Source organism: Pseudoalteromonas sp. SG44-1, from assembly GCF_014164315.1.
Taxonomy (GTDB): Bacteria; Pseudomonadota; Gammaproteobacteria; order Enterobacterales; family Alteromonadaceae; genus Pseudoalteromonas; species Pseudoalteromonas rhizosphaerae.
This window is the reverse complement of the sequence record NZ_JACJEW010000003.1, coordinates 139,418-151,273: the sequence shown is the minus strand read 5'-3', so window position 1 is coordinate 151,273 and position 11,856 is coordinate 139,418. Positions and strand designations below refer to the sequence as shown.

13 protein-coding genes are annotated in these 11,856 nt (G+C 42.2%); 7 read left to right on the top strand and 6 right to left on the bottom strand.

Annotation, left to right across the window (positions count from 1 at the left end; genetic code table 11):
- Window positions 1–37: 37 nt before the first annotated feature.
- From H5187_RS02515 to cyaY, 6 genes are all read right to left on the bottom strand, one after another.
- On the bottom strand, window positions 38–1,147 hold the full coding sequence (locus tag H5187_RS02515; RefSeq protein ID WP_182717471.1) for a heme biosynthesis HemY N-terminal domain-containing protein: 1,110 nt from the start codon (window positions 1,145–1,147) through the stop codon (window positions 38–40).
- The gene (locus H5187_RS02510) at window positions 1,144–3,009 is read right to left on the bottom strand and encodes a uroporphyrinogen-III C-methyltransferase (RefSeq protein ID WP_182717472.1); all 1,866 of its coding nucleotides are present in this window, start codon (window positions 3,007–3,009) and stop codon (window positions 1,144–1,146) included. The genes H5187_RS02515 and H5187_RS02510 overlap by 4 nt, the downstream gene beginning before the upstream one ends.
- Complete coding sequence (hemC, locus tag H5187_RS02505; protein ID WP_182797519.1) at window positions 3,010–3,948, bottom strand: hydroxymethylbilane synthase; 939 nt, start codon at window positions 3,946–3,948, stop codon at window positions 3,010–3,012. It abuts the gene before it with no gap.
- Window positions 3,949–4,010: 62 nt separating this feature from the next.
- Window positions 4,011–4,913 carry a DUF2914 domain-containing protein gene (locus tag H5187_RS02500; RefSeq protein WP_182739436.1) on the bottom strand — a complete coding sequence of 301 codons (903 nt, stop codon included), beginning with the start codon at window positions 4,911–4,913 and terminating at the stop codon, window positions 4,011–4,013.
- 25 nt (window positions 4,914–4,938) lie between these two features.
- A complete protein-coding gene (locus tag H5187_RS02495; RefSeq protein ID WP_149982182.1) occupies window positions 4,939–5,595 on the bottom strand; it encodes an alpha/beta hydrolase in 657 nt (218 codons plus the stop codon).
- Window positions 5,592–5,915 (bottom strand): iron donor protein CyaY, encoded by a 324-nt coding sequence (gene cyaY, locus H5187_RS02490; protein WP_145239944.1) that lies wholly within the window; start codon window positions 5,913–5,915, stop codon window positions 5,592–5,594. The genes H5187_RS02495 and cyaY overlap by 4 nt, the downstream gene beginning before the upstream one ends.
- Before the next feature lie 148 nt (window positions 5,916–6,063).
- Between cyaY and lptM the strand changes: the two genes are divergently transcribed.
- From lptM to H5187_RS02455, 7 genes are all read left to right on the top strand, one after another.
- Window positions 6,064–6,258: an LPS translocon maturation chaperone LptM gene (lptM, locus tag H5187_RS02485; RefSeq protein ID WP_145239946.1), complete on the top strand. Its 195-nt coding sequence runs from the start codon at window positions 6,064–6,066 to the stop codon at window positions 6,256–6,258.
- Entirely contained in the window at window positions 6,258–7,511 is a 1,254-nt protein-coding gene (gene lysA, locus H5187_RS02480; RefSeq protein WP_149982184.1) for a diaminopimelate decarboxylase, read from the top strand. The genes lptM and lysA overlap by 1 nt, the downstream gene beginning before the upstream one ends.
- A 62-nt stretch (window positions 7,512–7,573) precedes the next feature.
- Window positions 7,574–8,404: a diaminopimelate epimerase gene (gene dapF / locus H5187_RS02475; protein ID WP_145239950.1), complete on the top strand. Its 831-nt coding sequence runs from the start codon at window positions 7,574–7,576 to the stop codon at window positions 8,402–8,404.
- The gene (locus H5187_RS02470) at window positions 8,401–9,033 is read left to right on the top strand and encodes a DUF484 family protein (protein WP_182717475.1); all 633 of its coding nucleotides are present in this window, start codon (window positions 8,401–8,403) and stop codon (window positions 9,031–9,033) included. The genes dapF and H5187_RS02470 overlap by 4 nt, the downstream gene beginning before the upstream one ends.
- Window positions 9,030–9,995: a tyrosine recombinase XerC gene (locus tag H5187_RS02465; RefSeq protein WP_182717476.1), complete on the top strand. Its 966-nt coding sequence runs from the start codon at window positions 9,030–9,032 to the stop codon at window positions 9,993–9,995. Before H5187_RS02470 ends, H5187_RS02465 begins: the two co-directional genes overlap by 4 nt.
- A 12-nt stretch (window positions 9,996–10,007) precedes the next feature.
- Window positions 10,008–10,721 carry an HAD-IA family hydrolase gene (locus H5187_RS02460; protein ID WP_182739437.1) on the top strand — a complete coding sequence of 238 codons (714 nt, stop codon included), beginning with the start codon at window positions 10,008–10,010 and terminating at the stop codon, window positions 10,719–10,721.
- A 17-nt stretch (window positions 10,722–10,738) separates the two neighbouring features.
- On the top strand, window positions 10,739–11,851 hold the full coding sequence (locus H5187_RS02455; RefSeq protein ID WP_182739438.1) for a retroviral-like aspartic protease family protein: 1,113 nt from the start codon (window positions 10,739–10,741) through the stop codon (window positions 11,849–11,851).
- Window positions 11,852–11,856 lie beyond the last annotated feature (5 nt).

Here is an 11,856-nt window from a genome sequence, read left to right as displayed (position 1 = left end):
GCTCTGGCGCTCCTATTCAGGCCTCAACTAACTGTAATTACAAATAAAGGTCGAGTGCTTTTTGGGGTTGTGCGCTTTTACTATAACTAAGCTGTGCTTGTACTAAATATTCTTTGCTGTTCTCTGTGTTTAACGCTTTATCGAACACCCGAGCAGCAAGCTCATACTCACCATGAGCATTAGCTAAGCATGCAAGTGCCAGTAACAATGCTTGATTATCCGGCTCTTTTTTTAAAGTATCTTGTAAACTCGCCTGTAACTTTAATGCGTCTCCAGGGGCGGACACTTTTAATATATGTGCAAGCTCAATATGCTGCTCTGGTTTTTTCAGCATTTTAAGTAAACTTAATTCAATCTCATTTAAACGCCCAGCTTTTGCCATCGCAGCTAAGTAACAGCTATGCGCTTTTACTTTTACGTTTTTAGATAGTTGCTGATACTTATCGGTTAATTGCGATTCTGGCTGTGCCATAAAGTAGGTGGTTAATAATATCGACCATTGGCTATCTGTTAACGCTTTTTTACTTAGTAAACGCGGCATAAACTGCTCAAGCGCAGTCCATTTTTGCTGTTGCACAAGTACTTCGGCATACAATTTCAGCTCCAGCGCGGTGGCTTTTTTAGCTTCCGCTAACGCTTTTAATTCACTGCTTACTGTGCTGCAATCACCACTGGCTAACCAGAGTTTAGCCGCTTTTAGTTGGTTTTCTGGTGAAATTTGGTCAAGTAATCCAATCGCTTTGCTTGTGTCATTATTTTGTAAAGCCGCTTTAGCTAATAACGCATAGCGCACATCTTGCCAATTATCAGCCACGCTATTGTTCCCCAATGCCAGTTCTAGCTGTTCGCTATCACCACTGATCAGACTCCATACAGCTTGTTCAATCGCCGCTTGTTTACGCTCCTCACTACGGGCAAAAAAACGATGGCGAGTATTGCTGTATAAAGACAAAATATAACGAATAAGCTTATAAGTTAAATACAAACCCAGCGCGATAACCAAAATGGTCGCGCAAAAAGCAACGATAGACCCTTCAATAGTAGTTTTATTAAACGAAATTAATACATAACCCACTTCACCTATTAACATAGGCGATAAAGCAAGTAATACAGCAACTGCTAAAATAACCAATATTAAGCGGATCATTTTGCCCACTCCTTGATCTGCTCAGTACTTTGCAAAGTGATAGCTGGACTAAAGTTTAACTGCTCTTTGCTCAACTCCTGCAGCGCTTTAAGCGTACTTTTAGTTAGTGCTTCATCATGTTGGAAATAATCTTTTACTAATACTTCGGCTTGACTCAGAGCAGTAAAATAAATACTGGCTTGTTTAGTCAAAAGCGCATCTTGAGCTTGCGATAAATATAAACTTAATCGCTGTTGGATCAAATGACGCTCGTACTCTGTCAATAAAGGTTCAATAGCGATATCTTCACGTTGGCGAATTTTAATAAAGTTATCTTTAAATTGCTGCCACGAATTAGCTAAATTTTGCTGCCAATCACTAACGTTTTCGCTCAATACATGTTGCTCTTTTTGATCTACTTCTTGTGGTAATGCCACCGCATTGAAAACGAGCTTATCTACTTGCCCAAGTACACCGTGCAGCTTTAAATAAATTGCTTCTATTGCAACCGGCTCAACAGTGCTAAGCGCTTGCAAATCTTGATAAATTGCTTGGCGAATAGCGCCAGTTCCTGGATGCTCTGCTAATAACGTATCTAATCGAGTTAATACTGCCGCCGCTCCATTATAATCATGCTCAGCCCACAGTTTAAACTCAGCCATACGCTGCAAACTAGTCACCTCTTGTGGATTAAGACTATATGTTTGTTGCTCTGCACGCTGCAAGGCGGCTGCTAATTGTTTTGCCGTGTTATCTGCATTTTCAGCTAAGCTAGCAGCAACTTTTTGCTCACTATTAAACAGCGCTTGTTGCAAGGTTTGCTGCGCAACTTTCACTGCTTGCAGCTCTTTACCGAGTAATTGGTTGTCAGCTGATAACTGATTAACTAACAGATTTGCTTGCTGTTGTGTATGAAGTTTTTGGTAAAACTGAAAACCAACACCAGAGGCCACAATCAACGAGATAAGTAATGCTAAGCTGCCAGTTTTACTTATTTTTTGTTTGTTTTTTTGGTTCGTTTCTTGTTTCATAGCAAAGTCTTTTTTTGTTGCCGAAGCAGAGTCTGCAACCTTAGCATTCGCCTTGGTTGAACTGCTTGGCGTTGCTTTAGGGTCAGCAAGCTGTGATGTTGGCTTTGTATCTTCACTCATAATGTTACCTTCGCTAATACAAGTAAACATAGCGCTATCGCTTGCACCTGCAGCAATGTGTATATTTGCCGAGTCAATCTGTTGCGCCGCAAGGTATTCACTAATGCGAGCACTGGCAACATAAAACTGGCACTGTCTGATCCACTCTAATTGTTTTGCGCCCAGTTCACGAAAAATCGCATCAACTGCCGCATTACTTGTTATGACTATACCTTTAACATCAATGCTTTGCCAGTGGTCTAGCCAGTCAGTTGCATTACCTTCTACAGGGCCTCGTTGATAAACCACTAAATTATTTAAAAATGCCCCACGTTGCTTTAAGTTTTTTGCAATCGTTGCTCGGCCATATTTACCTTTGACCAACACTATATTTAGACCATCAACTTGCTGTAATGATTTTAAAGCCAGTAATCCTTCAGAATCATGCAGTTTAGGCACGGCTGCTCGTACGCCGAATGCCTGCCAAATGGCCTCTGCCGTTTGTTCACCTACGGCATAAAATTGCGCTTTAGTATTGATATCGGGTTTAAGTGCCAACAATGCTTTGACAGCATCTTGGGAGATAAAAATAATTTTATCTGCATTCAGTAAAGGGGTCAGTTGAGTATTATCTGGGGTTAAGTAATCAATTTTCAAAACCGGAAATAAAGTCGCCTGATAACCCCCTTGCGACAGTTGCTCTGCAAGGTCGGCGCCTTTTCCATGTGGGCGAGTTATCAGGATCTGTGACATTTATGCGTCTCTATATACTTCAGCTAAAATTTTATCTGCGCCTAAAGCAAGTAACTGTTCAGCCAGTTGCACACCAAGCTGTTCAGCATCAATTGCTTTACCACTGATCTCAGCGCGTAAAATTTCGCTGCCATCAATTGCGCCCACTAAACCACGTAAATGTACTTGCTCGCCATCAACTAAAGCATAAGCGCCAATTGGCACTTGGCAACCACCTTCTAAACGGCGATTCATTGCACGTTCGGCATTAACACGAATACGTGTCTCGTTATGCTCAAGTGGTGCGAGTAACGCTTGGGTAACCTCGTCATCAATACGGCATTCAATACCTACAGCGCCCTGACCATTCGCTGGTAACGATTCTTCTGGTTCAATAAATGCTTTAATACGGTCATGCATCTGTAAACGAATTAAGCCAGCAGCAGCTAAAATAATCGCATCATATTGGCCATCATCAAGCTTAGCTAGGCGAGTATTGACGTTACCGCGTAAATCACTAATTTCTAAATCAGGACGCAGTTCACGAATTTGACACTGACGACGCAAACTCGATGTACCAACAATAGCACCTTGTGGTAGCTGTGCAATGTTAGCAAAGGTATTTGACACAAATGCATCGCGTGGATCTTCACGTTCACAAATTGTATGCAGTGCTAACCCTTCAGGAAAATCAACAGGTACATCTTTCATTGAATGCACAGCGATATCTGCACGGCCATCTAACATGGCCTGCTCAAGCTCTTTAACAAATAGTCCTTTGCCACCGATTTTTGCAAGTGGTGTATCAAGAATAATATCTCCTTGCGTCGACATTGGTACTAGCTCAACAGTAATGCCGGCATGGAAATGCTCTAGCTGTGCCTTTACAAATTCAGCCTGCCACAGTGCTAATGCACTTTTACGCGTGGCGATACGAATAAGTTGAGGTTTTTTTGTCACGTTTTCAGTCATAAAAGGAGTCCAATTAATTTTCTTTGCTGAGCCTAAAGGTGAATAAACACTTACTCAGCTAAAATGCGAAATTCTTTTTGTGCCAATAAATGGCCCTGTTCGTCAACAACATCAACACGCCAGTTGCCAACTTGTTCAGGTAAAATAGTTTTATTAGAGTAAGTGCGATACCGAGGAGACGTTACACCAAGCTCAATACTAGCTAGCACTTCATTTTCATAGCGCCAAACATGCTTGACCGTCTGCCCTTGCATATTTTTAAGCTCACTAAAAAATGCCATTGTTTCAGTAAATTCATTTAAACGCACATCCGCTTTAAAAACATTAACGGGTTCACGATCAACCACTTCACGGGTCAATACTGCGCGGCTTACTTTGTCGGTATCAATTTTTGCACCAAGAGCAACGCTGGCAATATGTGCGGATGTAGCAAAACTATCTGGTTGCTCCGCACTAACGTCACTCTCTACTGGCTCATTATTGGTATTTGTAGCAACAATAGTATTAGCTGCAAGTGCTTGGCTTTGTTCGGGCTGATTACTATCAACAATTTGCTGCTCTGGGCTATCAGTTATCATCGCCATTTTTAGCGATTCACTTTTATCATCCACTACACTAGCATCATTACCATCATCAGCAATATCAGTGAGTGTCGACGCTTCGCTGATTACCTCAAACTCTGTATTGTCTGCTACCGTTGTTGAAGATGCTAAAGGCGCGTCTTCTTCGCTTGTCTGTGCAACAGACTCGGCGGGGCTATCAAGGGGTTGTTGTTGATCATTTTGCTCAGCATTAACGGAGCTCAACAGGCTATAAGTAAAAATAACTAACGCAAATATCATCAGTAGCGTAACGGTAACAATGCGCTGCCAATGCCATTGATAGGTTACCTCAGGCGCGATAGGTGCAGCCTCTCGACTCATACTTGCAGTGATCACTATTTTTTGTTTCATTTTAGCCTCGGCTACTCAACACTATTTAACTTAAGCGCGCGATCAACCAGTGGCGAATAGCCATTAGTTCTTCCCCGCAGAGCTGATGGCCCATTGGGTAATCTTGCCAACTTACATCCATGTTATGCGTTGTAAGTATGTCAAACGCATGACGACCTGCATCATAAGGTACTACTTGATCTTGGCTACCATGAGCCATAAATACCGACAAATCTGTATGTTTAGCTTCAGCCGTTAACTTATCTGGCACGCACATATAAGTCGAAAGCGCCATTACACCTGCCAGTTTCTGAGTTAAACGCGGTGCTAAATGTAGCGCAATAACGCCACCTTGAGAAAAACCAGCCAATATTATTTTATCTGCAGGAATACCTTTACCAAGCTCTTGCTCAATCAACTGCTCAACCTTCGCCGCTGATTCGCGTACCCCAGTTTCATCAGCACGCTTGTCTAGATCCATAGATTTAATATCATACCAAGAACGCATTGCCATACCACCATTTATGGTGACCGGTTGTACCGGAGCATGCGGGAACACAAACCGCACACCTAATTCATCAGGCAATGCAAGTTGCGATGCGACAGGTAAAAATCCATCGCCTGAATCGCCTAAACCATGTAACCAAATAATCGTTGCTTGATGCTGGCCTTTTGCCGCGTATTCTACAAACTCTAAACTCATAGTGCTGATTGCCATTCTACCGTTTGGCCAGCTTGACGCGTTGTTGCTTCATTCATAAACTGCCAAAATTCTGCGCCCGAGCGATTATCAATCCACTTATCGCCACGCAATTCAAAATGGTGACCATTAAACTTAGTCGCAACCCATACTTGATGCAAAGGAGCTTGCTTATTAATCACAATTTTACTGCGATCAGCAAAAATAATCTCCAAAATACCTTGTGCAGATTCATAGTCTAAGTCAGCTTCACAGTCATCCACTTGTTCTTCAATGGTAAACATAAGAGCTTCGGCTAATTGGTGGTATTCATGATCAGTCATTATTGTTTCCTTTTACGGGCATTTAGCCAGATATTCGGTACGAATTGCATGCAGCTAGTGTAACAGGAATAAATTCATCCGCGAATAGCTGCATTTTTTAGATATTCTGTTAATCTGCGATTATAAAGCCAGCAACACGATTAATCTAATGAAAGAGATGCATCTTAAACAATTAAAACGACTTTCCCCACTTGGTGTACTACTCATCACTTTAGCTGGCTGCGGACAAAGCGGGCCACTGTATTTGCCAGAAGATAAAGCCGAGCCAAATAAACCACAACAAGTAACAACTCCAGTTACGCAAACACAGTCATCAACAATTGAATCGAAACAGGACCAATAATGGACTTTTTTGACTATAAAAATAATCAGCTGCATGCTGAAGACATCGCTGTCAAGGAGCTCGCCGCACAATACGGTACGCCTTGTTATATATATTCTCGCAAAACCTTTGAGCGTCATTACCTTGCCTTTGCACAGGCCGCGACCAATCATAAAAACTTAGTTTGCTATGCTGTAAAAGCCAATTCAAACATTGCTGTTTTAAATGTGCTGGCACGCTTGGGCTCAGGTTTTGATATTGTTTCTAAAGGTGAGCTTGCCCGCGTCATTGCGGCCGGAGGCGACGCTAGTAAAGTGGTTTTTTCAGGGGTTGCCAAAACAGCAGACGAGATTGCCTACGCACTCAAGCTCGGGATTAAATGTTTTAATGTTGAGTCTGTCTCAGAGCTAGATCGTATTTCCCACGTTGCCAGTGAACTTAATTTAGTCGCGCCAATTTCAATTCGTGTAAACCCTGATATCGATGCGAAAACCCATCCGTATATTTCAACGGGTTTAAAAGAAAATAAATTCGGTATCGATATTCTTACTGCAACAAGTGTTTATCAGTATGCTGCGTCATTGCCTGGCCTAAAAATCACCGGGGTTGATTGTCACATTGGCTCACAGCTGACTGAAATCAAACCATTTCTCGAAGCACTAGACAAAGTACTGGCTCTAATTGACGATTTAAAAGCCAACGGTATTGAACTCAGCCACTTAGATATTGGCGGCGGTTTAGGCGTACCATACAATGGCGAAGCGCCACCGCATCCAAGTGAATATGTGGCACATATCACCGATCGTTTAACTGATTATCAACACTTAGAGCTTATTTTTGAACCGGGCCGTGCGATTGCTGCCAATGCGGGTATTTTGGTTACAAAAGTTGAGTTTATAAAACAAAACCAAGATAAGTTTTTTGCAATCGTTGATGCCGGTATGAACGATATGTTGCGCCCTGCTTTATATCAAGCATGGCAAAAAATTGTGCCGGTAACGCCTCGTAATGACGACACACCCACATACAACTTTGATATTGTCGGTCCGGTGTGTGAAACCGGTGATTTTTTAGGTAAAGATCGCCTGTTAGCCTTACAACAAGGTGATTTACTTGCCCAGCGCAGCGCTGGTGCCTACGGCTTTACCATGAGCTCAAATTATAACTCACGGCCACGTGTGGCAGAGATCATGGTCGATGGCGAGCAGAGTCATTTGATCCGCGCGCGTGAAACTCTGGAAAGTCTATGGCAAGGCGAGAAAATTTTACCATAAACTTTTTGTAACGAGGCTGCTCTGTGGCATGATTAGCGCAGAGCAACCCGAATTAGAGCGCTATGTTAGTTAATTTTTCCAAAATGCACGGCCTAGGCAACGATTTTGTTGTAATTGATAACATTACACAAAACGTTTTCTTGTCACGAGACCAAATAAAAAAACTGGCAGATCGCCATTTCGGCATCGGCTTTGACCAACTATTAATGGTTGAAGCGCCTTATTCTCCCGATCTTGATTTCCATTATCGTATTTTTAATGCTGACGGTAACGAAGTAGAACAATGCGGCAATGGTGCTCGGTGTTTTGCCCGTTTTGTACGGATGAAAGGCCTTACAAATAAACATAAAGTCACCGTATCTACCAAATCAGGTAATTTAACCTTATACATAGAAAAAGATGGCCAAGTCACCGTCAACATGGGTCACCCTAATTTCGAACCGAGCAAAATTCCACTCAAAGCGACTAAGCGTGAACTGACTTATATTATTCGAGCAGAAGAACACACCGTATTTAGTGGTGCAGTATCAATGGGTAACCCACATTGTGTACTTGAAGTTGATGATATAGAGACAGCTGACGTCAGCACTTTAGGCCCGCTACTTGAAAATCATGAACGTTTTCCACAGCGCGTTAACGTGGGGTTTATGCAAGTGATTAATTCTGAGCATATTAAATTGCGAGTTTGGGAACGTGGCGTTAACGAAACGCTCGCCTGCGGTACAGGCGCATGTGCAGCAATGGTAATTGGCCAAATTCAAAGTAAATTATCCACTACAGTACAGGTCGATTTACCGGGCGGTAGTTTGCAAATTCGCTGGCAAGGTGAAGGCCATCCAGTGCGAATGACCGGCCCTGCAGAGCATGTATTTGATGGGCAGGTCGCTTTATGAGTAACTCAAACGACCAAGTAACTAGTGAGCAAGTGAGTGAGTTTTTACAACAAAACCCATTGTTTTTAGCTCAAAATCCAGCACTATTAGCCCAACTTGAGCTGCAGCAAGTACAAGGCGCAACCTCATTGGTGCACATCCAACAGCGTCAATTGCGTGAACACAACACCATGTTGAAAAGCAAAATTGACAGCTTAATTAAGCACGCAAAAGAAAATGAGCTAATTTATAGCTTGTTCAGCGAGTGTCATCGCCAGCTTTGGACTAACTACGACTTTAAAACTTTAGCAATAAACTTACGCAATATTATTTGTACTAATCCGGCGATTAATGAATGCCACTTGCTTAAGTATGATAAAAAGTTTGCGCAACTAATTGAACACCGCTTAGAGCATAATGGCGTTTATCTGGGTCGCGTAAATCAGCAAGAGCGAGATTTACTGTTCAGCCCTGCTACACAATCAACTGCGCTCTATTTAATTGGTAACAGTCAGCACCCTATCGCTATTTTGGCCTTTGGCAGTGATGATGCAAACCACTTCGAACCGGCAAAAGATAGTTTATTTGTACTTGAGTTTGTTCGCTCACTGCAACTTAGACTGTTGGAATTGGAACTAGAGCAGGCATGAGCGAGCAGCAGCCGCCAAATGTTGAGCAATTATGTGACAAACTAAGCGATAAGTGGCGCACGCCAATCCTATTATTTAGTGATTATCTGCGCTTCGAAAGACAATACTCACCACACACTATCAGCCAGTACACCAGCCAACTTAACTTCGCTGCATTGTATTTCAGCAAACTGTGTAATGATTGGTCAAGCGTACAGGGTGAGCATATACGCCGTTACAGCATGCAACTTAGAAGCAAGCAACTAAGTGGCCGTACGATTAGTTTAAAGCTCAGCTGCATTCGCAGTTTGTATAAGTTTTTAAAAACCAAAGATATCAGTCAACAAAACCATTATCATAATCCGGCAGAAGCAATCAAAGGCCCCAAGTTTGCCAAACCCCTGCCTAAAAACCTTGATGTAGACCAAATGGCACGGTTACTTGATATTCACGATGATGATCCTCTTGCAGTTCGCGATCAGGCGATGATGGAGCTGATGTATTCATCTGGCTTACGCATTAGTGAGTTAGTTGGTGCCAATATACAAGATATAAATCGCAGTGCGGGGGAAATATTAGTCCGCGGTAAGGGCAACAAAGAACGCCTGTTACCAGTGGGAGGCAAGGCGCTAGAATCATTAAATAAATGGCTTAAACTACGCCCTCAATTTGCTCATCCAGAAGAAATTGCAGTATTTGTCAGTAGCAAAAAGTGCCGTATTTCAGCACGTCACGTTCGGCTTCGCATGCAAGAGTGGGGAATAAAACAAGGTATTAGCAGCCAAGTACACCCACATAAATTACGCCATTCATTTGCATCACATATTTTAGAATCATCGGGTGACTTGCGAGCAGTACAAGAGTTATTGGGTCACAGCAGTTTATCGGCCACCCAAGTGTATACCCATTTAGATTTTCAGCATTTAGCTAAAGTGTATGACAACACGCACCCTCGCGCTAAAAAACGTTCAAATACCGACTAGCCAGGAGCTTATATGATCCGCTTTAATCGTGCCATTTCACCTTTTACCGTATTGAGTTTTGACTTAGACGACACCTTATACAATAACCATCCGATAATTACAGCAGCCGTTCAAGCACAGATAAATTATCTAAATGCATTGCCAAACTGGCAAGCACAAGGTAAAGACTATTGGCAACAATGCCGTGAGCAGGCGCTACTTGATAACCCCGAGTTAGTCGACAATGTTACGCAGTGGCGCAAAAGCACTCTGCGTACAGCACTGGCAAAGCTCGGTTATCAAAACGCAGAGCTCGAACACCATGCTAATAATGCTTATCAAGCATTTGCTGATGCCCGCAGCCAAATTGTGGTGGATGATAAAGTGCTCGATTTACTTTCACAACTGAGTAAACGCTATCGCTTAATTGCTATTACCAATGGTAATGTAGAAATTGAACGTTTTAACTTAAATGGTGTATTTGAACTGGTTTTACAAGCAGGTATTCACGGTAAAGCTAAACCTCATACCACGATGTTTGAACAGGCCGCCGCAGCGCTTGGCGTACCAACCCGACATATTTTGCACATCGGCGATAGTTTAGACACCGATGTACAAGGTGCGCATAATGCGGGTTGTCAGTCACTTTGGTTAAATGACCAACCAGCTAAATATGCCTACAAAGGCTTAGCCGATATTGAAATAACTGATATTCAAGCGCTTAAACACTTTTTAAGCCAGCCATAATATTCTAGGAGCGAGCAATGAAAGGGACTGCTGTTACTAAATTTATCACGCTGCTGCTACTGCTATCAGTGGCACTTAATGGCTATTTATTGTGGCCACAACAGCAAGCAACAGCCCCACAAGCAGCCGTTAAATTGTCGCCATCAGTTATCGTTGAAAACAATCAGCAATCACTCTATCAGCAAGCTCTACAGCAATTTAATCAGCGACAGTTTACGGCTGCCTTAGCCAGCTACCAAGCATTAACTACAAGCCAGCCATTACAAGCTGAACAACTTTACTTTTTATGGTTAGATAAACTCGATAACTGGTTAAAAAATAATGAGCTCACAGCTGCTGAGACTTTTTTGCAATTATTTTTAAATAGCTATCCATACGATATACATATGTTGCAGCTTGATGCCGAACGTTTAGTGAAAAACCAGCAGCTACACCAAGCTATTGTTGCGTTATTCTCATTGCAATCACTTGCCAATGAAAGCCAGCAAGCAGCCATTAATATGCGTTTAATACAATTGACCATCGCACAAATAAAAACGCTTACAGAGCAGCACGCGTGGCAAAAAACCATTAATCAAACCTTAGTGTGGCTTGATTATGATAACGAAAATCCTAATTACTTATTCGCACTCGCTAATGCATATTACCATCTCGGTGACCTGCTAAGCGCGCAAGCAACATTAGATCGCTTTCCTTTGGAGCATCCATTACAAGCGAAAGTTGCTGAATTACAAACACGCATAGCACAAGCGCAAAGCGGTATTGATCTGGTGCCATTACGTCCATACGGCGCACACTATTTATTAGATATGCAAATCAACGATGCGCTCAACACCCAACTAATGATAGATACCGGGGCAAGCTTTACCGTATTACCAAATAACGTATTTCAAGCATTACGGCCAATACCCGACTATATTGATAGCTTAAGCATCAATACCGCCAACGGCCAAGTAATCGCAAAACGTTACCAACTTGATTCAATTTTAATTGGCCAGCAATATATTGAAAACTTTGAAGTGTTAGTAATTGATAACCATAGTGGGTATGGATTACTCGGCATGAATTTTTTACAGTTGTTTAAATTTAATATTAATCAACAAACTAATCAGCTAGAGTTAGCTAAATAAGGATG

Bases quoted from the DNA above. Each gene is read 5' to 3' on its own strand.
- H5187_RS02515 (WP_182717471.1), bottom strand. From the start codon at position 1,147: ATGATCCGCTTAATATTGGTTATTTTAGCAGTTGCTGTATTACTTGCT.
- H5187_RS02510 (WP_182717472.1), bottom strand. From the start codon at position 3,009: ATGTCACAGATCCTGATAACTCGCCCACATGGAAAAGGCGCCGACCTT.
- H5187_RS02500 (WP_182739436.1), bottom strand. From the start codon at position 4,913: ATGAAACAAAAAATAGTGATCACTGCAAGTATGAGTCGAGAGGCTGCA.
- H5187_RS02495 (WP_149982182.1), bottom strand. From the start codon at position 5,595: ATGAGTTTAGAGTTTGTAGAATACGCGGCAAAAGGCCAGCATCAAGCA.
- cyaY (WP_145239944.1), bottom strand. From the start codon at position 5,915: ATGACTGATCATGAATACCACCAATTAGCCGAAGCTCTTATGTTTACC.
- lptM (WP_145239946.1), top strand. From the start codon at position 6,064: ATGAAAGAGATGCATCTTAAACAATTAAAACGACTTTCCCCACTTGGT.
- lysA (WP_149982184.1), top strand. From the start codon at position 6,258: ATGGACTTTTTTGACTATAAAAATAATCAGCTGCATGCTGAAGACATC.
- dapF (WP_145239950.1), top strand. From the start codon at position 7,574: ATGTTAGTTAATTTTTCCAAAATGCACGGCCTAGGCAACGATTTTGTT.
- H5187_RS02470 (WP_182717475.1), top strand. From the start codon at position 8,401: ATGAGTAACTCAAACGACCAAGTAACTAGTGAGCAAGTGAGTGAGTTT.
- H5187_RS02465 (WP_182717476.1), top strand. From the start codon at position 9,030: ATGAGCGAGCAGCAGCCGCCAAATGTTGAGCAATTATGTGACAAACTA.
- H5187_RS02460 (WP_182739437.1), top strand. From the start codon at position 10,008: ATGATCCGCTTTAATCGTGCCATTTCACCTTTTACCGTATTGAGTTTT.
- H5187_RS02455 (WP_182739438.1), top strand. From the start codon at position 10,739: ATGAAAGGGACTGCTGTTACTAAATTTATCACGCTGCTGCTACTGCTA.